This is a genomic window from Wolbachia endosymbiont of Rhagoletis indifferens (assembly GCF_048537595.1).
Lineage (GTDB): Bacteria > Pseudomonadota > Alphaproteobacteria > Rickettsiales > Anaplasmataceae > Wolbachia.
Map to the genome: position 1 here is coordinate 475,715 of NZ_CP175923.1, position 25,670 is coordinate 501,384.

General features: G+C 35.1%; 23 protein-coding genes, 2 tRNA genes and 2 pseudogenes. 16 read left to right on the top strand and 11 right to left on the bottom strand.

Translation table 11 applies throughout. The features are described 5' to 3' along the window. Window positions 1–54: 54 nt before the first annotated feature. Window positions 55–1,086, top strand: a complete 1,032-nt coding sequence (murG, locus tag ACJZL1_RS02395) for an undecaprenyldiphospho-muramoylpentapeptide beta-N-acetylglucosaminyltransferase (protein WP_419247429.1) — start codon at window positions 55–57, stop codon at window positions 1,084–1,086. Here murG and gshB read toward each other — a convergent pair. Further along, window positions 1,071–2,000, bottom strand: coding sequence for a glutathione synthase (gene gshB, locus ACJZL1_RS02400; RefSeq protein ID WP_265025709.1), 930 nt, complete (start codon window positions 1,998–2,000; stop codon window positions 1,071–1,073). The two genes, murG and gshB, sit on opposite strands and share 16 nt — an antisense overlap. 60 nt (window positions 2,001–2,060) lie before the next feature. After that, window positions 2,061–2,657 carry a BON domain-containing protein gene (locus ACJZL1_RS02405; RefSeq protein WP_006279461.1) on the bottom strand — a complete coding sequence of 199 codons (597 nt, stop codon included), beginning with the start codon at window positions 2,655–2,657 and terminating at the stop codon, window positions 2,061–2,063. A gap of 140 nt (window positions 2,658–2,797) precedes the next feature. On the opposite strand from ACJZL1_RS02405, the gene ACJZL1_RS02410 reads away from it, so the two are divergent. From ACJZL1_RS02410 to lon, 5 genes are all read left to right on the top strand, one after another. Next, window positions 2,798–2,879 (top strand) — tRNA-Leu (locus ACJZL1_RS02410). Window positions 2,880–3,037: 158 nt separating this feature from the next. After that, window positions 3,038–4,372: a trigger factor gene (gene tig / locus ACJZL1_RS02415; protein WP_265026637.1), complete on the top strand. Its 1,335-nt coding sequence runs from the start codon at window positions 3,038–3,040 to the stop codon at window positions 4,370–4,372. Between the two features lie 11 nt (window positions 4,373–4,383). Then, window positions 4,384–5,010 carry an ATP-dependent Clp endopeptidase proteolytic subunit ClpP gene (clpP, locus tag ACJZL1_RS02420; RefSeq protein ID WP_265035400.1) on the top strand — a complete coding sequence of 209 codons (627 nt, stop codon included), beginning with the start codon at window positions 4,384–4,386 and terminating at the stop codon, window positions 5,008–5,010. Beyond that, on the top strand, window positions 5,010–6,287 hold the full coding sequence (clpX, locus tag ACJZL1_RS02425; protein WP_265035398.1) for an ATP-dependent Clp protease ATP-binding subunit ClpX: 1,278 nt from the start codon (window positions 5,010–5,012) through the stop codon (window positions 6,285–6,287). Before clpP ends, clpX begins: the two co-directional genes overlap by 1 nt. Window positions 6,288–6,302: 15 nt before the next feature. Then, window positions 6,303–8,756, top strand: a complete 2,454-nt coding sequence (lon, locus tag ACJZL1_RS02430) for an endopeptidase La (RefSeq protein WP_419247430.1) — start codon at window positions 6,303–6,305, stop codon at window positions 8,754–8,756. A 12-nt stretch (window positions 8,757–8,768) separates the two neighbouring features. On the opposite strand, the gene ACJZL1_RS02435 is transcribed toward lon, so the two are convergent. Further along, window positions 8,769–10,274, bottom strand: coding sequence for an ABC transporter ATP-binding protein (locus tag ACJZL1_RS02435; RefSeq protein WP_419247431.1), 1,506 nt, complete (start codon window positions 10,272–10,274; stop codon window positions 8,769–8,771). Window positions 10,275–10,695: 421 nt separating this feature from the next. Between ACJZL1_RS02435 and ACJZL1_RS02440 the strand changes: the two genes are divergently transcribed. From ACJZL1_RS02440 to ACJZL1_RS02450, 3 genes are read left to right on the top strand one after another with little or no spacing between them, the layout of a single operon-like run. Further along, window positions 10,696–11,274, top strand: a complete 579-nt coding sequence (locus ACJZL1_RS02440; protein ID WP_419247432.1) for a Na+/H+ antiporter NhaC family protein — start codon at window positions 10,696–10,698, stop codon at window positions 11,272–11,274. Further along, on the top strand, window positions 11,274–12,032 hold the full coding sequence (locus ACJZL1_RS02445; protein WP_419247433.1) for a hypothetical protein: 759 nt from the start codon (window positions 11,274–11,276) through the stop codon (window positions 12,030–12,032). Before ACJZL1_RS02440 ends, ACJZL1_RS02445 begins: the two co-directional genes overlap by 1 nt. After that, on the top strand, window positions 12,025–13,326 hold the full coding sequence (locus ACJZL1_RS02450; RefSeq protein ID WP_265025717.1) for a cbb3-type cytochrome c oxidase subunit I: 1,302 nt from the start codon (window positions 12,025–12,027) through the stop codon (window positions 13,324–13,326). The genes ACJZL1_RS02445 and ACJZL1_RS02450 overlap by 8 nt, the downstream gene beginning before the upstream one ends. A 763-nt stretch (window positions 13,327–14,089) precedes the next feature. On the opposite strand, the pseudogene ACJZL1_RS02455 reads toward ACJZL1_RS02450, so the two are convergent. Both ACJZL1_RS02455 and rsmA read right to left on the bottom strand, forming a co-directional pair. After that, window positions 14,090–15,338, bottom strand: a pseudogene (locus tag ACJZL1_RS02455) (IS4 family transposase). Window positions 15,339–15,561: 223 nt separating this feature from the next. After that, on the bottom strand, window positions 15,562–16,374 hold the full coding sequence (rsmA, locus tag ACJZL1_RS02460; protein ID WP_265025718.1) for a 16S rRNA (adenine(1518)-N(6)/adenine(1519)-N(6))-dimethyltransferase RsmA: 813 nt from the start codon (window positions 16,372–16,374) through the stop codon (window positions 15,562–15,564). A gap of 78 nt (window positions 16,375–16,452) precedes the next feature. Here rsmA and ACJZL1_RS02465 point away from each other — a divergent pair. Together ACJZL1_RS02465 and ACJZL1_RS02470 are read left to right on the top strand one after the other, a co-directional pair. Further along, window positions 16,453–16,525, top strand: a tRNA-Thr gene (locus tag ACJZL1_RS02465). A gap of 24 nt (window positions 16,526–16,549) precedes the next feature. Then, window positions 16,550–17,275, top strand: coding sequence for a triosephosphate isomerase (locus ACJZL1_RS02470; protein ID WP_265025719.1), 726 nt, complete (start codon window positions 16,550–16,552; stop codon window positions 17,273–17,275). A gap of 118 nt (window positions 17,276–17,393) precedes the next feature. Here ACJZL1_RS02470 and ACJZL1_RS02475 read toward each other — a convergent pair whose 3' ends face one another. The 3 genes from ACJZL1_RS02475 to dprA form a co-directional block, all read right to left on the bottom strand. Continuing rightward, window positions 17,394–17,516: a hypothetical protein gene (locus ACJZL1_RS02475; protein ID WP_419247434.1), complete on the bottom strand. Its 123-nt coding sequence runs from the start codon at window positions 17,514–17,516 to the stop codon at window positions 17,394–17,396. Between the two features lie 274 nt (window positions 17,517–17,790). Next, window positions 17,791–17,919, bottom strand: a complete 129-nt coding sequence (locus ACJZL1_RS02480) for a hypothetical protein (RefSeq protein WP_419247435.1) — start codon at window positions 17,917–17,919, stop codon at window positions 17,791–17,793. Window positions 17,920–17,961: 42 nt separating this feature from the next. After that, window positions 17,962–19,050, bottom strand: coding sequence for a DNA-processing protein DprA (gene dprA, locus ACJZL1_RS02485; RefSeq protein ID WP_419247436.1), 1,089 nt, complete (start codon window positions 19,048–19,050; stop codon window positions 17,962–17,964). A gap of 61 nt (window positions 19,051–19,111) precedes the next feature. Here dprA and ACJZL1_RS02490 point away from each other — a divergent pair, with 61 nt between their 5' ends. From ACJZL1_RS02490 to guaB, 5 genes and pseudogenes are all read left to right on the top strand, one after another. Continuing rightward, the gene (locus tag ACJZL1_RS02490; protein ID WP_010082601.1) at window positions 19,112–19,486 is read left to right on the top strand and encodes a ferredoxin family protein; all 375 of its coding nucleotides are present in this window, start codon (window positions 19,112–19,114) and stop codon (window positions 19,484–19,486) included. A 188-nt stretch (window positions 19,487–19,674) separates the two neighbouring features. After that, complete coding sequence (locus ACJZL1_RS02495; protein ID WP_049973617.1) at window positions 19,675–20,718, top strand: RDD family protein; 1,044 nt, start codon at window positions 19,675–19,677, stop codon at window positions 20,716–20,718. Between the two features lie 60 nt (window positions 20,719–20,778). Further along, window positions 20,779–21,754 (top strand): annotated as a pseudogene (locus ACJZL1_RS02500) (D-alanine--D-alanine ligase). Between the two features lie 4 nt (window positions 21,755–21,758). Further along, window positions 21,759–22,517, top strand: a complete 759-nt coding sequence (locus ACJZL1_RS02505; RefSeq protein WP_265025726.1) for a cell division protein FtsQ/DivIB — start codon at window positions 21,759–21,761, stop codon at window positions 22,515–22,517. A gap of 270 nt (window positions 22,518–22,787) precedes the next feature. After that, window positions 22,788–24,281, top strand: a complete 1,494-nt coding sequence (gene guaB, locus ACJZL1_RS02510) for an IMP dehydrogenase (RefSeq protein WP_265025727.1) — start codon at window positions 22,788–22,790, stop codon at window positions 24,279–24,281. 10 nt (window positions 24,282–24,291) lie between these two features. On the opposite strand, the gene fsa is transcribed toward guaB, so the two are convergent. From fsa to ACJZL1_RS02525, 3 genes are read right to left on the bottom strand one after another with little or no spacing between them, the layout of a single operon-like run. After that, window positions 24,292–24,933 (bottom strand): fructose-6-phosphate aldolase, encoded by a 642-nt coding sequence (gene fsa / locus ACJZL1_RS02515; RefSeq protein WP_265025728.1) that lies wholly within the window; start codon window positions 24,931–24,933, stop codon window positions 24,292–24,294. A gap of 39 nt (window positions 24,934–24,972) precedes the next feature. Beyond that, window positions 24,973–25,263 (bottom strand): hypothetical protein, encoded by a 291-nt coding sequence (locus ACJZL1_RS02520; protein ID WP_419247437.1) that lies wholly within the window; start codon window positions 25,261–25,263, stop codon window positions 24,973–24,975. A 55-nt stretch (window positions 25,264–25,318) separates the two neighbouring features. Further along, complete coding sequence (locus tag ACJZL1_RS02525) at window positions 25,319–25,663, bottom strand: F0F1 ATP synthase subunit epsilon (protein WP_265025730.1); 345 nt, start codon at window positions 25,661–25,663, stop codon at window positions 25,319–25,321. Between the last annotated feature and the right edge of the window lie 7 nt (window positions 25,664–25,670).

A 25,670-nucleotide genomic window follows, 5' to 3' on the forward strand; every position in this document is an offset into this window, starting at 1 on the left:
TCTACGTGCAAATTATTAAATAACATTTAACAATCTAGGATTCATTATTTACAGATGGATATTATTTTAGCAACAGGTGGCACAGGCGGACACATTTTTCCAGCTATAACTTTAGCAAGAGCACTAAAGGCACAAGGATACAATTGCATATTATTCACTGATAAAAAAACAAATAAAAATACCGACATAGAAAACTACACCTTACCATTACGTAAACCGAGCAGCAACAAATTTAAGTTTTTCCTTTTATTAATGTATAGTTGTGTGCTAGCAATATATAAAATCAGAAAATTGAAGCCAAGATTAGTAATTGGTTTTGGTAGCTATGCTTCTTTTCCAACTCTTCTTGCAGCAAGAGTTCTTTCTATACCTATAATTTTACATGAACAAAACACAGTTTTAGGGAGAGTAAATAGATTCTTTTTCAAGAGTGCAAAATTAATTGCAACCAGCTTTCCGGAGACTAAATATGCAGAGGGCAATAAATGTATTTTTACAGGAAATTTTGTTGATATAAAAGCACAGAGCCATTCTAGCACTGAGAAAGTCCTAAACATATTGGTCATAGCAGGCAGCCAAGGTGCAAATTTTTTTGATGATGTGGTAAGCAGCGTAATTTGTAATTTGCCTATTAAAATGAAAAAGAAAATTAGAGTGACGCAGCAATGTACGAAGAAAAATGTAAACAAGGTCAAGAGTCTATACAAAAGTGAAAAGATCGATTGTGAATTAAGTGAATTTTTTGATGATATGGAAAATAGACTGGCCAATGCTCACTTGGTAATTAGCAGAGCAGGGGCAACTTCAATAGCAGAGATCACTCTTGCTAGGCGTTCTGCTATATATATTCCTTACCCTTACTCAAAAGATAATCACCAATTTTATAACGCAAAATATATTGAAGATTCGGGAGCAGCTGTAATAGTTGAGCAAAATAGTGAAGCAAAAAAAAATCTAACAGAGTTACTATTTGATCTACTCAGTAATTCTCAAAAATTGCGTGATATGACCAATAATACAAAAAAAACAGGGATAAAGAATGGGACTACTGAGTTTGTTAAGGTAATTGTTCACAAGTTTAGTTGATGGCTGCTTGCTTTTTCTTCAAACACGTCCCAAAAATCTTTTTCTAGCGATATATTATACAATTTATTGATATGAACTACTCCCGTGGGTGAAGTTGTGTTAATTTCGAGCAGGAAGTCATCTATAATATCAATACCAACAAATATTAGCCCTCTTTTCTTTAATTCAGGACCAATTTTGTTACATATTTCATTGTCCCTATCGTTCATTTGAGCGGGCTCAAAACTTGCTCCGAGCCGCACATTTGTCCTAATCTCTCCACTAATCTTTGGAACTCGTTTCATTACACCAATTGGTTGACCATAAAGTAGCAATATTCTTTTATCTTTATCTATGTTTTTACAAAATGATTGCGCAATTACAGGACATTCATATTTTGCTATCATGAGATCCACTACTACTTGAATACTATTCTCGTCTTGTATTCTTATCACATCGTTTCCTCCATAACTATACAATGGCTTCAGAATAATATCTTTATAGTTGCGGTAAAAATCTCTAATCATTGATATATTTTCAGTAATCAAAGTCGGCGGAATTAACTCTGGAAATAATGAAGTTATCAATTTTTCAGGACAATTTCTTATTTCTGTTGGATTGTTAATTACCAATGCGCTAGTTTTTTCTAAGATATATGTTGTTGTAATATAACGCATATCAAAGGGTGGATCCTGTCTGATAAATACGATGTTCATTTCATTCAAGTTGATTGCCATATCTTCTTTAGAAATGAATCCACAATTATCAACTGTAACTTTCTGGGCTAAAGCAATTGGATGGTTTAGCTTTAGTGCTAAATTGTTAGGAGCATAGACAAAAACTTCATGCCCCCTCCTTTGTGCTTCTTTTATCAATGTAAATGTAGTGTCAGTTTCAAAATTTATATTTTTATCCATCTGAAAGGCAACTTTCATTTATGTTCTCTACCTATTGTCACAACTGTACAAATGTTATAATTTGAAGGCGATTTTTGCCTAATGGCGTAATTTACTGTACCTATATCGTACATAACTTACAACTTGTTTTACTCCCTTTACTTTTCTTGCAATTGCTATTACAGCTTTTAATTCTGCTTTATTTTGGGCTATACCCATCAAATAAACAACTCTATCAACCGTATTAACGCTATAATTAATTGACTTAATATTTCTTTTTCCCAGAAGTCTTGTTCTTATTTCCGCTGTTATCATGCCATCTACAGTGGTGTCTAGCATGGAAGCCATTTGAATTGGTATTACTCTTATTTCATTTATCACTTCTTTAATTTCTTTTTGCTGCCAAGCTATTTTTTCTGCTGTAAGTTGTTTTTCAGGAGTGTCAACACTTCCAATGAGCAATACTCTTCCTTCACTTACTTTAACCTTTATGGATGAAAATAGTCCATGCTTTAAGAGTCCCTTATTAATTCTGATGACCATAGTCGTATCATCAATGATATTTCCCAAGGATTTATCCTGCATTGTTATTGCTGTTGCTGTCGCTGTAGCCACCACACCACCTATTATAAGGGTTGTGCAACCACTTTGTGTAATCAAAAAAATTGCGAGTAAGAAGCTTGTTATTAATCTCATTATTGATTTTTAGGGTTTAGAGCTTTCATTAAGAAATGTTAATAAGCTTTTTTGATTGTGTAAACACCATAAATTAAGTAAGACTTTAAACCTTGAATATTTTTAATGGAATACCTATAATAGGGTACTGAAAATTTCTTGCGGATATGGCGGAATTGGTAGACGTGCCAGGTTTAGGTCCTGGTGAGCTTGCTCGTGGGGGTTCAAGTCCCTCTATCCGCACTTTAAAGTCATGTAACTTAGGTTTTAAGGGAAAATTTATAATCACTAAATACACTTTTATTTGTATAAAAACCTGTTCTTAAGGATTGTGTTTAACTTAAATTCTGGTAAAATGACTCTATTAAGATATGAATTAAAATATTAATAAATGAATTATGATGTCTAATAATATACCTCAAAATACAGTCGAAGTAAGTAGCGTATATACCTACAAAGAGCTTAGTATAGATAAACTAAAGCATGAGTATGAAATCACAGTTAGTAGTGATTATATAAAACAAAAGGTAGATTCCAGGTTGCAGGAGATAGCAGAAAATGCAAAATTACCTGGATTTAGGGCTGGAAAGATGCCCTATGACCTTGTTGTTGCAAATTATAAAAACGAAGCTTTGGAATATGTGATAAATAATACAATTGATTATTGCTCAAGTGATTTGATGAAAAAAATTGAAGTCAAGTCTCACATTTATCCTAAGGTTGATGTTATATCATTACCAGATCTGGGCAAAGAAAATGAGGAGGGCAATTTTGTATACAAGCTATCTTTTGAGTCGATGCCTGAAGTACCGGCGATAGATCTTGACAAAATAAACTTAAAGAAAATTGAGGCAAAGATTGAAGAGGAAGATATAAAAGAATTTATTGATTCTATCAAAACAAAATTCCCCAATTTTGCCTCTGTTGATGATGCTTCTTATCAAGCGAAAGATGGGGATAAATTGATAATTGATTTTGAAGGGCGGATTAGGAATAAGCTCTTTCAAGGTGGAAGTAGCAAAAATTTTGCCGTTAATTTAGGGTCTGGCACATTTATTAATGGTTTTGAAGATCAATTAACTGGTATGAAAAAGGGAGAAACAAAGGACTTTAAGTTGAAATTTCCTGAAAATTACCAAGCCATTTCCCTTGCAGGACAGGAAGCTGATTTTTCTGTGCGAGTTAATGAGATTCAAATTGCCAAAGATTTTGAAAATGATGATGAAATAGCTAAGAGTATTGGTTTTAAAGATTATTCTTTGCTAATAAATCATGCAAAAAAAATGATTGGTGATCAGTGTACCGAAATGAGAAATCTCTTAATTAAAAAGGAGCTGTTTGATTATTTGGATGCTAATTATAGTTTTGATTTACCCACAGACATAGTAAAACAGGAGCAACAAAGAATGGAAGGAGAACTGGGTGCTCAAAATGATTCTCGTAAAGAAGCTGAAAAACGTGTAAAGCTTGCTATGTTATTTATGAAATTTAGTGCAGAACATAAAATATCATTAACTCAAAATGATGTTTTGAATGTTATTGTAAATCAATATGTCAGTAAGGATGTACCGTTTGACAGAGTACTTAAGCATTTTGAATCAAATAAACAATTTCAAGAATTAGTTAGAGGGCAAGCGCTTGAGTATAAAGTGACAGATTATATAATAGAAAAAGTTAGTAAAGAAGAGCAGATTATTTCTGTGAAAGAATTAAAGGAATTGTTTGGTAATATTTAATAGGAAAAGGTATGACTCTTATACCAATTGTAGTTGAACAAACTAGTCGCGGTGAGCGCGCTTATGACATATATTCAAGACTAGTGAAAGAAAGAATAATTTTCGTAACAGGTCCTATTGAGGACAACATGGCTAGCGTAATAGTAGCACAGCTTTTATTTTTAGAATCGGAAAATCCCGATAAAGACATTTGTATGTACATCAACTCACCAGGTGGTGTTGTAACTGCTGGTTTGTCGATCTACGATACAATGCAGTATATAAACCCAGACGTTTCAACTTTATGTATAGGTCAAGCTGCATCTATGGGTTCTTTATTGCTTGCAGCTGGTACAAAAGGTAAGCGCTACTCTCTACCTCATTCAAGAATTATGATACATCAGCCATCTGGTGGTTATCATGGTCAAGCAACTGATATAGAAATACATGCTAATGAGATTTTGCGAGTTAAGAAAAAACTAAATCAAATTTATGAAAAACATACTGGAAATTCACTGAAGAAAATTGAAGGAATGATGGAAAGAGATAAGTTCATGGATCCTGAAGAAGCAAGGAAAATTGGCTTAATTGACAAGGTGATAGCTGAGCGTACAGATATTGAAATTGAAAATACTAAAGTTAAACAAAAGGTGGGTTAATGGATAACAATAATGATTTACACTACTGTTCTTTTTGCAACAAGGCGCAAGATGAAGTAGATAAATTGATTACTAACTCTTCGGATGGTTTAAAGGTGTTTATTTGTAATGAGTGCATAGAATTATCCCATAAAGCAATAAGTCAAAAGAAAGATAGATCTTTTAATTCAGATCGTATATCTGATATGAAGCTATTACTAAAGAAACCTGAGGATATAAAAAATTTTCTTAGCAAGCATGTTGTAGGTCAAGAACATGCGCAACATGTCTTATCTGTAGCTATGTATAACCATTGTCAATCCATGGCACAATTTCATGCTATAAGTGATATCGAAATCGAGAAGTCAAATATAATGCTTATTGGTCCCACTGGTTCTGGTAAGACTTTGCTGGCCAAAACACTTGCTAAAGTTTCAGATGTGCCATTTGCTATGGCTGATGCGACAACTTTAACTGAGGCAGGTTATGTGGGTGATGATGTAGAAAGCGTGTTGTCGCGTTTATTACAAGCTGCAAATTATGACGTTGCAAAAGCACAGCGTGGTATAGTGTTTATAGATGAAATAGACAAGATCACAAGAAAATCTGAAAGCACTTCAATAACCCGTGACGTTTCAGGTGAGGGGGTCCAGCAAGCTCTGCTTAAGATTATGGAGGGTACAGTTGCTTATGTTCCGCCACAAGGAGGGCGAAAACATCCACAACAAGAGTTTATACAAGTGGATACTAGTAACATACTGTTTATTTGTGGAGGAGCTTTTGAAGGCCTCGATAAAATTATTGAAGCGAGAAAAAAGGGAACATCAGTTGGCTTTGGAGCAGATATAAGTCAGTCTAAAGAGCAAAAGAAAAAAAATGCTTTACATGATGTTCAACCTGAAGATTTAATCAAATTCGGTTTAATACCCGAATTTGTAGGGCGGGTTCCAATAACTGCTGTTTTAGATGAGCTGGATCATGAAGATTTAATACATGTTTTGACAGAACCAAGAAATGCGCTAATAAAACAGTACAAAGCATTGCTTGCGTTTAGCAAAGTAAACCTCGAGTTTTCAGATGAAGCAATATCAGCTATTGCTAAAAAGGCTATAAGTTATAAAACAGGTGCAAGAATGTTACGTGCTATTTTAGAGTCACTTTTGCTTGACATTATGTATACATCTGGAAACGGAGGCTTTGAAGGTAGCACTATAGTAATCACTAAGAAAATGGTAGAGTTAGGAAAAGCAACGGTTAATCATAATAATAATGGCAATGTTATAACGGTTAATGATTAATTTGAGGCATATATTATGAACATTGAACGTGCTGTGAGCTCTGGTTTTGCTGCATTGTCAGTATTACCTTTAAGAGATGTAGTAATTTTTCCAAATATAATGGTGCCTTTATTCATAGGCAGAGAAAAATCTGTTAATGCACTAGAGTATGCAATAAGTAGTAGTAGTCACCAAAATGAGATTTTTCTTGTAGCACAGAAAGATGGCTCTGTTGATAATCCAGAGCCAGAAGATCTTTATGAAGTAGGTGTGTTAGCAAACATTATACAACCATTAATAAAATTGCCTGACAATGCAGTAAAAGTTATAATCCGGGGGATAAGAAGGGGAAGAGTTGTAGAATATATTAGCTCTCATACTTTATTACAAGCCAGGGTAGAGTTAGACAATCATTATAAAGAAGATGAAGACAATATTGACTTAGAAGCTTTAAGGCGATCTGTTATAGACGCGTTCGATAGCTGGTGTAAGCTAAACAAGAAAAATCAGCCTGAAGTTGCCATTAACCCCATTGATCAAATCAAAGAAGTTGATCAACTTGTAGACACGGTAGCTTCACATTTAAATATAAAAGTATCGGATAAACAAAGCATACTTGAGGCTTATGACCCAAAAGAGCGTTTTAAAAAAGCTTTTGCTTTTATTGAGAGAGAAATAAGTATTTTGAACGCACAAAACCGTTTATATAAGACAATTAAATCGCAAGTTGAAAGCACTCAGAAAGTTTACTACCTTAACGAGCAATTGAAAGCTATACAGAAAGAATTAGGCGAATTTGAGAATGGTGATGAAGGGAATATACTCAATGAATTTGAAAAAAAGATAAATGAAACAAAGCTTTCTCAGGAAGCAAGAGAGAAAGCTATAACTGATTTGAAGAGATACAAGAAAATGAATCCCATTTCTCCTGAAGCTACAGTTATATCTAGTTACTTGCATTGGTTACTTGATTTGCCGTGGGGAAAGTACAAAGATGCAAAAATTAACTTAAATGCAGCTAAAAAAATCTTAGATGAAAATCATTATGGCATAGAGAAAGTAAAAGATAGAATAATAGAATTTTTAGCAGTATTAAAAAGAGTAAAAGAGATAAAAGGTCCTATACTTTGCTTAGTTGGACCGCCAGGTGTTGGTAAAACTTCTTTAGCTAAGTCTATGGCAAGAGCAGTAGGAAGAGATTTTGTTCGCATAGCTCTTGGTGGTGTGCGTGATGAGTCCGAGATACGAGGGCATAGGAAAACTTATATTGGCTCAATGCCTGGTAAAATCATTCAACACATGAAAAAAGCTAATTCATGCAACCCGCTTTTTCTGCTTGATGAAATAGATAAGATGGGTTCTGATTCGCGTGGCGATCCTGCATCTGCATTACTTGAGGTTTTAGATACTGAGCACAATAAACACTTTACGGATCATTACTTGGAAGTTGAGTTTGATCTTTCAAGTGTAATGTTTGTAGCTACGGCAAACAGCTTAAATTTGCCACATCCTTTGCGTGATAGGATGGAAATTATACAATTGTCCGGGTATACTGAAGATGAAAAAATCAGTATTGCTACACACCACCTTATTCCGAAGTTAAAGAAGGAGCATGGTTTGTATCAGAAGGAATGGGACATAACTAATGAGGCGTTATACGAGTTGATACGTTTATATACACGTGAAAGTGGTGTGCGGAGTATGGAAAGGGAGCTTGCAAAGCTCATGAGAAAGGCAGTTAAAGAAATATTGACTGATAAAAATAAGAAAATATCCGTAGGAGTTGACAATTTACAAGATTATTTAGGGGTACGTAAATATACCTTTGGTATTGCAGAAAATGAGAGTTTGGTGGGAATAGTAACTGGGCTTGCCTATACTGAAACAGGTGGTGATATTTTGATGATAGAATCAGTCCTAATTCCGGGCAAGGGAGAAATAAAATACACAGGAAAGCTTGGAGAGGTTATGCAAGAATCTATAAAAGCTGCGTATAGTTATATTCGATCAAATTGTTTATTTTTTGGTATAAAGCCCGAAAAATTCCAAAATAATGATATACATTTGCATGTACCTGAGGGTGCTGTACCAAAAGATGGCCCTTCTGCTGGCGGCGCGGTATGTACGTCTATTGTTTCTCTTATGACAAATATACCAGTTAACAAAAATGTTGCTATGACAGGCGAAGTGACATTGCGTGGTAGAGTTTTAGCTATCGGGGGCTTGAGAGAAAAATTGCTTGCAGCGCTCAGAGGATCAATCAAAACTGTGATTATACCAAGTGAAAATGAGAAAGATATGCAAGAGATTCCTGCAAGCATCAAAGAGGGGATCAACGTAGTTTTTGCTAAGAATATTGATGAAGTTATGAAAGTTGCTTTAATGCACCCTACTACTCCAATTGATGGTGATGATAATCAAAATAGTGTGCCTTCCTCTATAGAAAATAAAGATGATACTTTTCCTATGTCGGAAACATTGAAGCATTAGATTAAGAAGATATTATACAATCTCCATTTCTCTTTTATCCGGCAAAAATCCACCAACTTGCGCATTCCATAGGGTCTTATACATTCCGTTTTTATCAAGAAGTTCCTGATGCATGCCATCTTCCACAATCTTGCCTTGATCAAGAACCAAAATACGATCCATATGCAAAAGCGTAGATAGGCGGTGGGCTATTACTATTGTAGTTTTATCTTGCATTAACTCCCATAGAGATTCTTGAATATTACTTTCAGTCACAGAATCAAGTTGTGAAGTTGCTTCATCCAGAATTAATATAGGAGCATTTTTTAAAATAGCTCTTGCGATTGCAATACGCTGCCTCTGTCCTCCTGAAAGTTTTACACCTCTTTCTCCAACAAGTGACTCATAACCTTGGGGTAATTTTGAAATAAACTCATGAGCATGTGCTTTTTTTGCCGCTTCAATTACTTCATCATCGCTAGCATCTGTTTTTCCATAGCGAATATTCTCCATCAAAGTCCTATGAAAAAGCGATGGATCCTGCGGAATCATGCCAATATTTTTGTGTAAAGAATCCTGGGTTACATTGCGAATATCTTGCCCGTCAATTGAAATTTTTCCAGATTGTACGTCATAAAGCCTAAGAATCAGGTTTACAAATGTTGATTTACCAGCACCTGAATAACCAACGAGTCCTACTTTTTGACCAGATTCAATTGTTATGGATTTGTTTTCAAATATTGGTTCTGCATCTTTATAATGAAAATGAACTTTATCAAAACTCATTTTCCCCTTTTTAACGACCAGATCTGCTACGTTTGGCTGATCTTGGATTTCAGGGATTGAAGTAATTGTTCTCAAAGCCTGAGTAATCTTTCCCCATGATTTAGAGAATTGTGAGAAGTCTTTGGCTATCATCCAAAGAAAATTAGCTATTGCTATATTAATAGTCATAACAAAAGCAAAATCTCCAGCAGTAATTAATTCTTGTTCTCTTCCTTTAACTAAGAAATATAAATTAAGCATTTGCATGATTACAAATGAGAAACCATAGAAAGTGAAAATCCATGTATATACCCACTGAAGTTTTTGCTCTGCTTTAACAGCTTCACTATGAGTGGATTGCAAAGATAATTTCTCCTGGTATTGGCTTGCAAATAACCTTACAGACATGATGTTTGAGAATATATCTACCATTTTACCAGTAATGCTTGAACCAAGCTCTGACCATACACCTGCAAGATGTGTTATCTTTTTTGCAAGAAACAAGGAAGACAAAACAAATAATGCCGACCAAGTTAACATCAACAAGGCAAAGTAAATATTCACTTGCCATAAAAAATAAATCCCAATACCAAGCGCTAATGAGCGGCTTATGAACCTATCAACCGTAATTTGTACAATATCCGGAATATAATTTGTCAAATCATTAACCTTGTTGGCAAGGCTGCCGGAGAAGTTATTTTGGTAATAGCTATTATCCTGATTTAATAACATGGCAAGGCTTGATTCGGCAATATTTTTACGAAGATTGGGCAATCATTTTTATTTCAACGAAGTAGTTGTATAACCTGGCAATACACTCAAGTAAAAGTAATATTAGTACATAGGATATGGCAGGATTTGCTATATCTTGAGAAGATTGTTTGTGGCTGATACGATCTATAATGACTTTTATTAAATATGGACTAAAGGAAACATCAATAGCCCAGACTAATGCTGCTAATAACACTATAATAATGGGAAATGGGAATGGACGTAGCGTTTTCAGGATGAAGGATATGACTTGCTTTGTTGTTATGTCATTCATATTTTTTACTTATTCTATCTCCCAGTTTAATTCAAGTAGATGATAACAATCATATTATAATAGTCCTTTTCATGGAAACCTTTTCTGGTAGATTGCTTTCTAGAAAAACATTGGTCAAGGTGCCAACTGTGGTTTATAATAATATAAATCATGTCACAGTTAATTTGTGCTTATCAGAGCTGGAATAGAAGTATGTTTTATTTTATAAATTTTTTGCCTATTTTACTGTTCCTATTTCTTTTTGTAGGGAGTGGTATATATTTTACTGTTCTTGGCGTGTCAAATGCTTTTTATCAGTTATCTCCACTGGTAGCCATTGCTCCTGCCATAGCTCTGGGCTGGGTTTTATACAAGGGCAATACTGAAGAAAAAATGTATGCCTTTCTAGATGGGGTAAGAGATCGTAATATTATCACTATGTGCATCATTTTTTTACTTGCAGGTGCATTTAGTGAAGTAACTAAAGCAATCGGTAGTGCTGATGCCACAGTTAATTTGGCTCTTTCATTTATACCAACACAATTTTTACTCATAGGATTATTTTTTGTAGCAGCTTTCATCTCCACTGCTATTGGTACATCAATGGGCACCATTGCAACAATTGCTCCTATTGCAGTTGAACTGACACAAGCTGGGATTTCTCCTTCCTTAGGAGTTGCAACTGTTGTAGGAGGAGCAATGTTTGGCGACAATTTATCTATATCTCTGATACTACAATTGCATCTGTGATGTCTCAAAAGGCTGATATAAAGAAAAAATTAAAACTGAATGCAAAAGTGGCACTAATTGCTTCTATATTCACAATAATTATATTATTTTATAGCTCAAGCAATAGTGCTGCTATTGCAGTTAAGGAGTATTCTTTATTGCTTGTGGCTCCTTACATCATACTTATATTGCTTGCAAACTTTGGAATCAATGTATTTACGGCATTGGTTTTAAGCATAACTTTTGCTGGAATTATTGGATTTATAAATAACAACAATTATGGTTTATTGTTTTTAAGCCAAAACATCACCAAAGGGTTTATGAGTATGCATGAAATTATGCTACTGTCATTGATGGTTGGCGGACTTTCAGGACTGGTAGGTAAAAATTCTAAGGAGTTTTCAGATAAACTTTCATCTTGGGTTATGATACAACGTGGTGGACAAAAAACTGCGCAGTTATTTATTGCAAAAATAGTCAGTATATCTGACATTTTACTTGCAAATAATACCATCGCTATAATTTTTAGCGGTGAAATTGCTAGAGATATTGCTAAGAAATATGAAATACCGCCTCACTATAGTGCAGCATGGCTAGGCATATTTTCTTGTGTATTTCAAGGATTAATACCGTATGGCGCTCAATTGCTTTTGGCTAGCACTATTGCTGGAGTTTCACCTTTGGCAGTCGTGCCACATGTATACTATTGCTATGTTTTAGGTATTATTGCAGTGTTATACATTGTATTGAACAAAATTGAGAAAAAAGATTGTGCTTAACATACAAGACAACGCTCCGCTCTGTAGAAAATGGATGTTCTTGGCAGTATGTGCCCTTGCTTGCTCTGGGTTACTGTCAATAATTGTTATTTTTTTACGACTGCCTTTTATCTCCTCTCTCATTCCTTCTGCACAATATATTTTTGATAATGCGCTGGTGATACACGTAAACCTGTCAATTTTGGTGTGGATGTGCTCTATAATATCTCTACTTCTTATCATAAACCTACAAAATACCAATAGTTGGTTTAACTTTTCATGGGTTCTATCAACCCTTTCGATGCTGCTGATGTTTATATCCGCATTCGTTCCAAATACTGAAGTTATTAAAAGCAATTATATTCCCGTATTACAAAACAAATTATTCTTATTTGGTCTTGGTTTGTTTACCACCAGTATATTAGTAAATGCAATGCTAGCATACACATCAAAAAAAGAGGTTTCATTTCTCTCTGTTGGGCAAATTGGACTGGTTATTATACTTGTTTCATCATTTCTTTGCTTTGTTTTAGCGTATCAAAATATGCCTCCAGGTCTATATCACTCGGATAAGAATTTGTTTTACGAATATCTCTTTTGGGGAGGCGGACATTTGCTGCAATTTGCTTTTGCTCAAGCAATGTTTTTAGTGTATTTAATGATGCTGAGTTTCAGTGATGTTAGTTTAGCTTCAAACAGTAAAATTACTATTTTACCACTATTTATAAACACAATTTTGGCTATGGGTGCACTGTTTGTATATTTTGTTTATCCAGTTGATAGTGCCAAGTTAATACAGTTTTTTACTTGGCATATGAGGATTGCTGGAGCAGTTTTGCCGTGCTTTTTGATAATATTAGTGTGCTGCAACATCAGAACTTTTATTAATGATAAAAGCAACTATTTATTACATTCATTTTTGTTGTTCACTTATGGAGATGTGCTTGGAGTGCTGACTATTGAAGGAAATGTCACGATTCCCGCTCATTATCATGGTTCTGTAGTTGGGATCACTATAGCTTTTATGAATTTCATTTATTGGCTGTTACCTAAATTAAACTTTAAAGAGGTAAAAAACTCTATCGTAAAATTGCAGATTTATGCGTACAGTGTGGGACATTTTCTCCATATTACTGGACTTGTATGGCTTGGTGGATATGGTGCCTTAAGAAAAGTTGCAGATCTGCCAAGTATTTCATCAATGTTAGCACGCACGTGCTTCATTATAGGTGGCGCTATATCAGTTATTGGTGGAATGTTGTTCGTAATAATTGTGCTTTCACATCTGTTAAAAGGCAAAGCGCGTACCAACTGACCCATAGAAACGAAAAACTTACTTGACACCCTTTGCCAGCCCCCTTATCATGAAACTGAAGGTATTCAGTTATCTTCATCTGTGCAGATTAAACAGCAAGAAAACAACGTAGTTGGCGTCTTATTTTTAATTTTTTGCACTATGTGCACCTTATGTCTTCACAATATTTCTAGGTTTTTACCTATATAAGCTGAAACGCGCTTATAAGTCGTTTAAGACAGTATAGTACGCCAATTTGCAGGATTAGAGAGTGAACACTAATTACCACGGAGTTTCTTTGCCTTTTTTTCTGCTTAGTAAATTTCTTAAACATTTTAGCTAAGGTTAGTTGCACTTAAAAGCAGCTAAATTGCAGCGTTTAAGGCTTAAAAAACGCCAATACTGAAAATAGACAATGACTAGGGCTTCTTTTGCCTTTTTTTTCATTTGGTAAATTTCTTAAACATTTATGGCTAAACGACAACCGTCATCCCGCTACGTGTTAGCGGGATCTATGCTTTGAGATACCGCGAATGAATCGCGGTATGACGGTGTAGATGATGGTTAAGTATCCCGCTACTTGTTAGCGGGATCTAGAGATACCGTGACGGTATGACGGTTCGTGGCGGTATAGTAATTCGTCATTCCGCTACCCGTTAGCGCCGCGGCGGTATAGCTATAGAATGACAAAAAAAGGGCACTGTGACGGACTTAAATCACAATTATCAGTTAATGCTAATCGCGGGTATCCGTTCAGCCAATGGCGTCAACTTAAGAGCTTTCATTAGCAAACTCTCCTAAAGACATGATGGCGTTTGGGCTTATCTACCTTGTTGCGGCTATATAATCGCCCTGGTCGGATCTTAACTTTAGCACGTATACTTGCTCTATCAAAAAGGGCTTGAAAGTTTTTTGGCGAACAATTTCCAACAAGCACTTGATAAAGTTTCTGTCTCATCACACCAAATAAAACTGAAAAATTTAAACGATACTCAGCAATTTGATCTGGGTTCCAAGGCCCTTGTGCATCACACATATGAAGCGATAATATATTGCACATGACCAAGTTTGCCCAAAATTCTTGTAATACAGCCTCTAAATTCACCCCAGAAAAATTCTCTAACTCTGCTCCTACTTTGAGTCGTTTATAGCACTCCTCTATGTGCCACCTTAATACATAAGCTTTACTGATATCTTCCAAAGTAAATTTTTCTCGATCAAAAAGTGAAGTCCTCTGTTTCTCCGTTGGCTAATGTCAGCACTATAACTCTTACTTTCTGTCCTTTCATTTTATTTTTTAGCTTTTCATTTTCTAATATAAAATCGAAATCTAATTCGCCAGATGCAATTCGTTCCCATAGCTTGCTATAATTTCTTTTTGCAAGCGAAAAATAAAATCTACTTCCAAATCATAATGCTGCTGAATGAATTTTACTGAAGGATAACCACGATCATAGATAAATAATAATTTCTTTTGATTTAATGAACGCATTTGAGTGATAACTTCGGGTAATTGCTCTTCCGCCAACGTTTGTTCGCCTATATTCCAAGCCGCAAGGCGAGCACTGCAAATCAGTGAAGTACATAAATCAACAAACAAATTGCCAATGGTGGCATTGTGCCTGTTGTTCCATTTGGTTTAAAACGGCCAAACTCGGATACAATTTCCTCAGAGCTGGGTAATCTCATACCAGAACCATCTGCTGCAATAAGTCTATAGCCTCTCCAGCTCAGGTTCATCTTGATAGGCTGTTTGGATGCTTAGCTCCAATAACTCTTTAAAACCTGTATGATAAATCTTATATCTTGCTTTAGAAAAAGCTTGCTTTGAGGGTGGAACTTTACAAGTTAGTGGATCCATAAGTTCACATTCTATTCCCAAACTTTTTTTAACTAACTTTAAAATCATAGAAAATACTGTCGTAAAAGGGAGTTTTCTTGTTCGCGTGAAACTCAACACAATGGATTCTCTGAAAAGCTTTCGAGTATATTATATTTTTAATTTGTAGAATAAAATTTTTTCCTTTTTGCATGTTTCACCTAAAAAGGACACATTTTAAACTTCTTTGTTGAAATAAAATAGAAACAAAAGTGCTGTTTCCTGCGGCTTCTGGATAATTTAATGGTAAAAAATTTAGAGAGAAATTTTACACACTATCGCTTATATTTTTCCTTAAGTTGACGCCATTGCCTGAACGGATACGTTCTGTCGTATAGCTCTAACTGTTTTTAGGGGATAGAAAGGCTATATGGTTGCTAATATATTTTATTGCAAAATAAGCATTCTACATTATTTGCCAGCAAACAAAACTGCTCAATAGTTAAGTTTTCTGGACGTTCGTTTCCACTCAATTTAGCGTTTTCAAGGACAGTTTCAGCGTGGTTCGTTATATTTTGCAAGCTATTTCTCAGCATCTTTCTTCTTTGAGAAAAAACGACACGTGTTAATCTTGTTAAGGTTTCCAAATTTACTGCAAACTTTGGGGTAGGCAAAGGATTTACTGTAATTACTGAAGAATGTATTTTTGGTCTTGGAAAAAACTCTTTAGGTTCAATATCAAATTCCTTTTTTATATCACATAGCAACTGGCTTAGCACTGATAAGGAACCATAATCTTTAGAATTGGGTCTTGCCGTAATGCGATCTGCTACCTCTTTTTGAAACATTAATGTCAAACTCGTAAAAAATTTTATATTATTTAACCACTTTAAAAATAACACTACCGAGATATTGTAAGGCAAGTTAGCAATAACTTTGACTGGGCGCTCTATCAGCTCTTCTTCTATAACATGCAGTGCATCCGCTTCTATAATTCTATACTTTCCTTGATGCTCATTTAGCAGTTGGTCATGGTGTTTTACTAAATCTCTATCTTTTTCTATAGAAAGTAGAGACTTTGGATTATGCACCAATATTTCTCTTGTTAATGCACCATATCCAGGACCAATTTCAATGACATTAAAATTTTCCAGACTATCAGCTAAAGCGACGATTTTTTTTGTTATCTCACTCGATAAAATAAAATTTTGCCCTAGACTCTTTTTTGGCTTCAGTAAAAATTTTCTCATATTATTTTCATTATACAGTATTTTAAAAATCAGTTGACTAAAATCCATTGATAATTGTATATTATTAATGTGTTTAACGCCGGCTTAGCTCAATTGGTAGAGCAACTGACTTGTAATCAGTAGGTTGTCAGTTCAAGTCCGACAGCCGGCACTCTCGCCCATATAAGTAAAGTTGATGTCCTTTTTAATAGTAGCAAATTGGAAAATGAATGGAATGCGTTCTTCATTTGTTGACTTTATAGGCAAACTTAACAACAAGAGCAACGAAATTACCTCTAAATTAGTAATTTGCCCTCCTTTTACATCATTTCCAAGCAGTATAGAGTTGAACAATAATATTAATATAGGAGCACAGAATTGCCATCATAAAAAGTTCGGTTCTTACACAGGTGAAATTAGCGCAGAAATGTTAAAAGAACTAGGGTGTACTTACGTAATACTTGGGCATTCTGAAAGGGCCAATGAAAAAGATAGTGAAATAAAACTTAAGTCAGAAATAGCAATAGAATCAGGCTTACACCCAATTATCTGTGTAGGTGAAAATTCAGAAGATTATAAGAATGAAAAAACAAAAGAAGTAATAGAATATCAATGCAAAAACCGTTTGCCAACACACGGTGAATATACCGTAGCATATGAGCCAATATGGGCAATAGGCACAGGTCATGTGCCAAATAATGATGCAATTGCTGAGGTGATAGAGGTAGTAAAATTGTGTACTGGTAAAAAACACATTATATATGGTGGTTCAGTCAGTTCAGAAAATATAGAAAATTTGCTCAGTATCTCAAATTTATCAGGAGTTTTAATTGGCAGTGCAAGCTTAGATTTCGATCACTTTTATAAAATTATACAACAAGTTGAAAAAAAGTTTTCTCTTATCAATTCTAAAAGTAGATAAGAGGGAATTACTCACTATAGAAATAGGGCTATCACGGGCGTCTCAGTAGATTCCGCTAACGCGTACTCCCTAGTCATACTGTCACGGTATCCGCTAACACGTAGCGAGATGAAGGTTGTCATAGTGACACTGGTTTCCATACAAAAGTGGTGTCATCTAAGTAGCTGATACTGATTTCTATCCAAGACGGTGTCATCCCAGTGCCCAGACACTGGGATCCAGAAGACTTAATTTCAACCAATTGGCTGCATAATAAAGTCTGGATTCCAGCGGGCTTTGTTGCATCGCTACTTATGAAAGGCTAACTATAGCTAGGATTATAAGCAACCTATTGAAAATCTTGTTTTTTTGCAATCAATCTGATCAAATTTAAGAATAGTAATTTATTATTTATATTAATAAACTTAATTCTATTGAAAATAGCTAAAGCATTGAAATTCTTGAATTTTAGCCGGATTAGTGAGTGGTAGTGAAATTTCTTTTACTCAAATTTAGGTATTCACTGACCGTTCTTGTTATAAATACCAGAATAATAAGCTACTGATATTCTCCATCTTTTTTATCTTTAATCCATCATAGCTAGCGATGCAACAAAGCCATTCCAGCGTCACGCGCTGGAATGACATCTTTCTTGGTGAACTCAAATCATAATGTTCGTACGGTTGTGGGCTTATAGCTAAAGTAATCTAGAAAATTAACGATATTTTATTCCCCGGTGAACGCTCTATTCTGTTTTCCAACTCTAGTTCTAAAAGAGCCATTAGAGCTATGTTGGTAGAAAGTCCGCTTGCTAATATAAGTTCATCTATATCAACAGGTACAGAGTTAATATGATCAACTATAACAGATTTTGCCTGTTGTAATTTTTCTTGTTTTTGGTTAACAGAATGGTGCTCAACATCAAATAGGTTTTTTTGCTGCGGAGGTAAACTAAACCTAACACTCTCTATTATGTCATCAGCGGATTCGATAAGCTTAGCACCGTTTTTAATCAAATGATTACTACCACTACAGCGTGAATCTAAAGGGAAACCAGAAACTGCAAACACCTCTCTCCCTTGATTTAAAGCAAAATCTGCTGTTATTAGAGAGCCAGAACGTTTCGATGCTTCAATCACTGCAACACCCAGCGATAGGCCAGATATAATTCGATTCCTTTGAGGAAAATATTGAGGCTTTGGTTTAGTAGCAAATGGAAGCTCAGTAATTACTAATCCGCCATTTTCAGTGATTTTTTTGTATAGATCAAAATTCTCTTTTGGATACACCACATCAATTCCGCTTGCTGTAACAGCAATAGTGGGGTGATTTTTGTATATTACACTGTTTGCTGCGGTATCGATTCCTTTTGCAAGTCCAGAAACGATAACAAAACCAGCTTCGCTTAAATCAAGTGCCAACTTATTGGCAAAATTTCTTCCATTCATTGAAGAGTTACGCCCACCGATTATTGCAATTATCTCACGGCTTAATAATGATATATCACCAAGTGCAGTTATTACAGGAGGACAACTAGAGATATTTCTTAAAAGATCAGGGTAATCTGGGTCACATGCGGGTATAATTTTAGCTCCAATTCTTTCTGCATTATTGATTTCTTCTCGTGCATCTTGAATGCCATACACCTTATTATTAGCCACCCTATTGAGATATTTCAACACCTCATCTAGCGATCCATATGTTCTTAGTATACTAAAAAACTTTATTGGTCCTATAGTTCTAGCCAAGCTTAACCATACTTCTAATTCTTTGTTGTTCAATTTATTTATCTTCATAAAAGGCTTGAATTTCTTATCAATTTAGTGTACCCAAGATAATGCAAATATACAGTGTTTTATGACGCATTTTGTTACAGATAAATGCATAAAATGTAAATATACGGACTGTGTGGAAGTATGTCCCGTTGACTGCTTCTATGAAGGTAAAAACATGCTCGTGATTAACCCAGATGAATGTATTGATTGCGGAGTGTGCATACCTGAGTGTCCAGTAGATGCAATTGTAACTGATGATTCCATAAAAGATATTTTAGAACTAGATGAAGAGTTGCTGAGCAGCGAACAAAAAACTTTCAAGTTATTTTACGATATAAATGTAGAATACTCACAAAAGTGGCCAAATATCACGGCTAAAAAGCAACCTCTCTATACTGCAGAAGAGTATAAGGAAAAAAAGGATAAAACAGCTTATTTTGACGAAAATTTAGAATAATACTGCTGAAGGAAAAAGAAAATTTCTCTTGTATCTCACAATTATTGTTTTGCATTGCTGAAAGTGGCTGTATTGTTTATGTCCTTGATAGCATAACTAGTTTACTTGAGAATACAAATAGTAATACAGCAATTTTACTGCTATTTAACTGTTAATAGGTACATTAGACGGATCATATGGGGTATAAAATGGATATTAAAGTAAAATATGCGGGAATAACTAAGCGTGCTGCAGCTTATATAGTTGACCAAATTATATTCCTAGTCTGTTATTCATTATTTTATTTATTAATTTTATTCATATTATCAGGAGAGCCCCTTGCCGATGTTTTTAATTATGTCTTTCCTGATATTGACACTAATAGTGACCTTATATCAGAGCGATATGAAATATTAGAAGACTTAGATATATTATTGAAAGATTTAGTATATATAGCATTGGAAGTATTAATGATAACAAGACTTGGTTGGACTCCAGGAAAGTTGCTACTTGGTATATACATAAAAGATGCAAACACACTTAAAAACGCTGCTTTAATGCAAGTAGTGATGAGAAGCACTCTCAAGGCACTTTTGTGGGTACCCACCTACATTTCTGAGTGGTTTTTTATTTTACCAATATTGGTTCTAATGTTTGCAATATTTGATAAGCGCAAGCAGCTTTTCTACGACAAAATTACAAAAACAGTAGTAATGGATTATAGGTCTGAAGCATGCTACCCAAAATTAAACTATGTATATGTGGGAATAACTAGGCGTGTGTTAGCGCATATTATTGACAGTCTTATTATTAAGGGAATTCCTTTATTCTGTTTGATTCTTGTAAGAGTGGTTTTTCACATTGCTAGACCTAAATTATTAATTATACGTATTTGCTTATCTTTTTTGCTATCGATAGTATTCGGAGTATTCATGATAAGAAGATTTGGTGGTACTCCAGGACAATTGTTATGCGGTATTAATATCAAAGATGCAAATACACTTGAAAATGTTACTCTAGTGCAAGCAATAGTTAGGCATATTTCATTTGAAGTTATTTGCTTCCCCATATTCATCACGAGAAGGAAATTTTTTGATAAGTATACCTCTGAATGGTGGTTTGATCCTTTATTAGGCTTAATCTTTATGACCACAATACTAATTTTCATATGTGCAATATTTGACCAACGCAAGCAGTTTCTTCATGATAAAATTGCAAAGACAGTGGCAGTAGATTATAAACCTCCAAGCTAACTTTCCCTTCTGTTTACAAGGTTCATATATGTAGTTATAATTAATAAGGTTCTTCTAAGAGTGCCCATGGTTCCAACTATAGCAATTTTAAGTGGTGGATTTTCTTGTGAGAGAGAAGTGTCGCTTATGAGCGGAAAAGCAGTAAAGAAGGCGCTTGATAGCCTTTCATATAATGCAATAGAAATAGATGTTGATAGCAACATTGCTGAAAAGCTTAGAAAAATTAATCCGGGCCTTGCTTTTATAGCTCTGCATGGACCTTATGGTGAAGATGGCTGCATTCAAGGTTTATTGGAAATCTTAGGTATAAAATATACACACTCAGGAGTTATGGCTTCTGCTGTTGCTATGAATAAAGTGATGTCAAAGCATATATTTCGATCCCTTAGTATTGACACTCCAAAAGGTTATGTAATTAGCCGAGAAGATCTACTAAAAAATAATATTAAAATCGATTATCCGTACGTCTTAAAACCAATTAATGAAGGCTCTAGCATCGGAGTGCACATAATTTTCTCGCATGAGAAACTAAAAAACATGCTTCCAGCGCGTGACCAGGGAAAAGGACCAGTGTCTAGCTACTTGGATAACAAGGAAGGAGCTACTTGGATGACAAGAGATTTGATGATCGTAGAAGAATACATACCGGGCATAGAGTTACATACTGCTGTATTGCTAGATGAAGCAATTGGCACTATGGAAATACGACCAAAAAATAAATTCTATGATTATGAAGCAAAGTATACAGATGGATCTGCAGAACATATATTTCCTGCTGAAGTTCCTGACAATATATATAAAATGACCTTGGAACACGCATTGAAAGTTCATCAATTTTTAGGATGCAAAACTATTTCCCGCTCAGATTTCCGTTATAATCCCAAAAATAACACTTTAAAAATGCTTGAGATTAATACACATCCTGGCTTTACTGAGTTATCATTAGTGCCAGAAATTGCAAAATTGACAAAAGGAATCGATTTTAATGAATTAGTTAAAATTATTGTTGAAGCAGCACAAAAATGTTAGAGATTAAGTAAATGTTGAGCAATGTTACTAGAAGCCAAAGGAGTTTTTTGCGTAAGTGTGCCTTGGTTATTATCACAGCACTTTTTCTTACGCTAATACTCTACAGCTCACTTGATAAAATAATAAATCGATTTAATTACTACTTTACTTGGTATAATGACTGCCTATCCAGTTTATTACTCAGTAGTGGATTTTCAATCGACGAAGTAGTCGTGAGCGGCAATAAATTTACAAACAAAAAGGATATTCTAAGTTTGACAGATAGAATGCAACCTATCCTGTATATATCACTTTCAAAACTTGCCGGTAACATACAATCCGTAAGCAGATGGATAAAATACGTAAGAGTTCACAGAATTTTGCCCAATACTCTACACATTAATATAGATGAGCATAAACCGTTCGCTCTCTGGAAAGATAATAACAAAACTTCGGTAATTGATTTCGAAGGCAAAGTGATCATAGATGACTATCCAATAGATGATCTTGTTGTAATTACAGGACAAAACTCGTTATCAAACCTAGAATTTGTTAAAGATGTGTTAGAGAGTAAAGCTCAATTAAGTGACCACATTTCTTCTTTTGCTTATATAGGGAATAGAAGATGGAATATCATACTTGATAACGATTCCACAGTGAAACTGCCTGAAGATAACCCTTATAGTGCATGGGACTATTTAAACCACTTGCAAAATACAACTGATTTTACTTTCAGCAATTGGAGTATTATTGATATGCGTATTACTGATAAAATTTTTGTGAAGAGGTGATCTGCTGTCATCCAAGTAGCCCCTCTCCCTGTCATTCCAGTAGCCTCTTTCTCCTGTCATCCCAGTGCCCAGACTACTTGGATCCAGAAAAAAGAATGGTGTCATGAAAGTAGCTGACACTGGTTCCTTTATGACGGTGTCATTCCAGTGCTTGACACTGGAATGACAACTTAAGGGATCACCTATAATTACTAATCTAAAGCTGTAGCTAATTTTGCAAAAGCCCTATTGCAATTTAATTAATTGGCGTATAAGCTTTAAATAAAGCCTATGAAAAAAATGGAAGCTTGTTATTCGTTTGACGATATACTTCTTTTGCCAGCCTATTCTGATATATTACCTTACGATGCAGATACAAAAACTTATTTAACAAATAGTATAGAACTAAATATCCCTCTCATATCCTCTGCAATGGATACTGTTACTGAATCGGGCTTTGCAATAGCTATTGCCCAACATGGAGGGATAGGTTGCATACATAAGAATTTATCAATAGATGAACAAGTTTTAGAAGTGAGAAAGGTGAAAAAATATGAAAGTTGGATCGTATATAACCCAATTACGATTTCACCGGATAAAACAGTTGCGGAAGCAATTTCATTAATGAGAGAGCACAATTATTCTGGCATTCCTGTAGTCGATCAACGCAAGTTAGTTGGAATTTTAACTAACCGAGATGTGAGGTTTATTGAAGACCAGAACATGAATGTAAAAGTTTCCGAAGTGATGACAAAAGATAAGTTAGTGACAGTGCGGGAGCAGGGAGTAAATAGTGCCTCAGCAATGAAATTGTTGCATGAAAATAGAATAGAAAAGCTTTTGGTCGTAGATGAAAATTCTTGTTGTATAGGTTTAATTACGGTTAAAGACATTGAAAAATACAATAGATACCCAAATTCATGTAAAGACAGTAAAAGGCGGCTCAGAGTTGCCGCTGCAATTGGCACTGGTAAAAAAGATGGTATAGAAAGATGTGAAGCTTTGATCGGAGAAGAAGTTGATGTAGTAGTTGTGGATACTGCTCACGGTCATTCCGAAAACGTTATCAATACCATTAGGGAAATAAAAAAGATGTATCCTAATACGCAATTAATTGGCGGAAACATTGCAACAAAGGAGGCTGCTGAAGCGTTGATTGATGCGGGTGTTGATGCAGTGAAGGTTGGAATAGGACCAGGATCAATCTGTACAACCAGAATAGTTACAGGTGTTGGTGTGCCACAATTCTCTGCAATCAAGAATGTTGCAGAGGCGTGTAGAGCAAGAAACGTCAGACTAATTGCTGATGGTGGGGTAAAATACTCAGGAGATGTTGCAAAAGCTATTGCAGTTGGTGCTGACTCTGTGATGATTGGTTCGATTTTTGCTGGCACTGACGAAAGCCCAGGTGAGATTATCATGTATAAGGGCAGAGCATATAAAGGCTATCGAGGAATGGGATCTATTAGTGCAATGAAACGAGGTTCAGCTAGCCGTTATTTTCAAGATAAAGATTCAAAACTCAAATTAGTTCCACAAGGAGTGGAAGGAAGAGTTCCATTCAAAGGTCCGGCTTCAGGAGTAATCCATCAGTTGATTGGCGGATTGCAAGCTGCAATGGGATATACCGGTAACAGGAATATAGAAGAAATGAAGAAAAACTGCAAATTTGTGACTATTACTGCATCAGGATTAAGAGAGAGTCATGCTCATGATGTAGTCATTACACAAGAAGCTCCAAATTACGCTTATCAAACGTCCAATTTGTCAACCGATTCAGAGTAGTGACCGTTTATTATTTTGCACCCCAGTCTTTTTCAAATATTGCTAGCCCTTGGTCAGTAAGTGGGTGATTAATTAATTGTCTAAGTACTTTTGCTGGCACAGTAATTGAATCAGCACCAAGCCTTGCAGCTTCTATTACATGTGCTGGGCTTCTCACTGATGCAACAAGAACTTTAGTATCAAAACCGTAATTAGAATATATAGTACATATATCTTCTATTAGCGATAAGCCATCATAGCTTATATCATCAAGGCGACCAACAAAGGGAGAAATAAAACAAGCACCGGCCTTAGCGGCAAGCAGTGCTTGTCCAGGAGAAAAACATAATGTGATGTTAACAGGTATTTTATGCTCTGTCCACAATTTTTTACAAGAAATTAATCCTTCATATGTAAGGGGCAATTTTACCACAACATTATCAGCTATTTTAGCTAAGTTAAGACCTTCTTTGATCATCTCTTCATGCTTGTCAGCGACAACTTCAACACTAACAGGCCCTTTTATAATAGAGCATATTTCACGCACTAAATCCTCGTATTTATCTTTACGCCCGGACTTTGCTATTAAAGAAGGATTAGTTGTTATGCCGTCAATGAACTCCTTTAGTTCTTTAATTTCATTTAAATCAACGCTATCAAGAAAAATTTCCATATTAACCTCCTATTAAAAAACTATCTTTACAAAACATTGTCATCTTTGAAGGCAAAAGTACAAAAATGGTGTTATCCCAGTGTCCGCTACAGAACTGTACGAACGTTCAGTAAGACAAGGTGTCATTCCAGTGCTTGACACTGGAATCCAGCCTATTTCATCATAGAAATTGTTTTTGACATATGTTCCTAGAATCCCCTGCCAATTGCATGATTTGCAAATATTTTTATATCTGGATCCCAGTGTCACGCACTGGGATGACAAAGGTGAGCACTGGAATGACAGGGAAGAGAATACTGGATGACAGAAAAAAAAGCACTTGGATGACAAAAGTTGGGCTACTTGGATGACAAGAAAGTGATAACCGACTTTTTGCCTAAAACAACTAAGAAAGAAACTTCTCATCAAGATAACTTAAATATATACTAATTCTCTTATTTTTAAACGATTTCTCATCATGAATTGCACGATCAAAAACCTGAATTTGACTTGTTATAATGCTACAATTATTATTTGCAACTTCTAATACGCCACTATCAATTACAACCTTCTTTCCTGTTTGGTTACTCATTTTAACAGTAATCATACCAGGCAATAAATAAATTAAGTAAGGAGCATGGTGAGCTAAAATCATAAGCTCCCCTTCGAGCCCAGTTACTGAAAGAGAAACCACTCCACTGAATGAAATTTGATCGTCAGGAGAGAAAAATTGCGCTTTAAAAGTATTCATAATCTTT

Excerpts from the sequence above, each read along its gene's own strand:
- murG (WP_419247429.1), top strand. The coding sequence starts at position 55 with ATGGATATTATTTTAGCAACAGGTGGCACAGGCGGACACATTTTTCCA.
- gshB (WP_265025709.1), bottom strand. The coding sequence starts at position 2,000 with ATGAAAGTTGCCTTTCAGATGGATAAAAATATAAATTTTGAAACTGAC.
- ACJZL1_RS02405 (WP_006279461.1), bottom strand. The coding sequence starts at position 2,657 with ATGAGATTAATAACAAGCTTCTTACTCGCAATTTTTTTGATTACACAA.
- tig (WP_265026637.1), top strand. The coding sequence starts at position 3,038 with ATGTCTAATAATATACCTCAAAATACAGTCGAAGTAAGTAGCGTATAT.
- clpP (WP_265035400.1), top strand. The coding sequence starts at position 4,384 with ATGACTCTTATACCAATTGTAGTTGAACAAACTAGTCGCGGTGAGCGC.
- clpX (WP_265035398.1), top strand. The coding sequence starts at position 5,010 with ATGGATAACAATAATGATTTACACTACTGTTCTTTTTGCAACAAGGCG.
- lon (WP_419247430.1), top strand. The coding sequence starts at position 6,303 with ATGAACATTGAACGTGCTGTGAGCTCTGGTTTTGCTGCATTGTCAGTA.
- ACJZL1_RS02440 (WP_419247432.1), top strand. The coding sequence starts at position 10,696 with ATGTCACAGTTAATTTGTGCTTATCAGAGCTGGAATAGAAGTATGTTT.
- ACJZL1_RS02445 (WP_419247433.1), top strand. The coding sequence starts at position 11,274 with ATGTCTCAAAAGGCTGATATAAAGAAAAAATTAAAACTGAATGCAAAA.
- rsmA (WP_265025718.1), bottom strand. The coding sequence starts at position 16,374 with ATGAGAAAATTTTTACTGAAGCCAAAAAAGAGTCTAGGGCAAAATTTT.
- ACJZL1_RS02470 (WP_265025719.1), top strand. The coding sequence starts at position 16,550 with ATGTCCTTTTTAATAGTAGCAAATTGGAAAATGAATGGAATGCGTTCT.
- dprA (WP_419247436.1), bottom strand. The coding sequence starts at position 19,050 with ATGAAGATAAATAAATTGAACAACAAAGAATTAGAAGTATGGTTAAGC.
- ACJZL1_RS02490 (WP_010082601.1), top strand. The coding sequence starts at position 19,112 with ATGACGCATTTTGTTACAGATAAATGCATAAAATGTAAATATACGGAC.
- ACJZL1_RS02495 (WP_049973617.1), top strand. The coding sequence starts at position 19,675 with ATGGATATTAAAGTAAAATATGCGGGAATAACTAAGCGTGCTGCAGCT.
- ACJZL1_RS02505 (WP_265025726.1), top strand. The coding sequence starts at position 21,759 with ATGTTGAGCAATGTTACTAGAAGCCAAAGGAGTTTTTTGCGTAAGTGT.
- guaB (WP_265025727.1), top strand. The coding sequence starts at position 22,788 with ATGAAAAAAATGGAAGCTTGTTATTCGTTTGACGATATACTTCTTTTG.
- fsa (WP_265025728.1), bottom strand. The coding sequence starts at position 24,933 with ATGGAAATTTTTCTTGATAGCGTTGATTTAAATGAAATTAAAGAACTA.
- ACJZL1_RS02525 (WP_265025730.1), bottom strand. The coding sequence starts at position 25,663 with ATGAATACTTTTAAAGCGCAATTTTTCTCTCCTGACGATCAAATTTCA.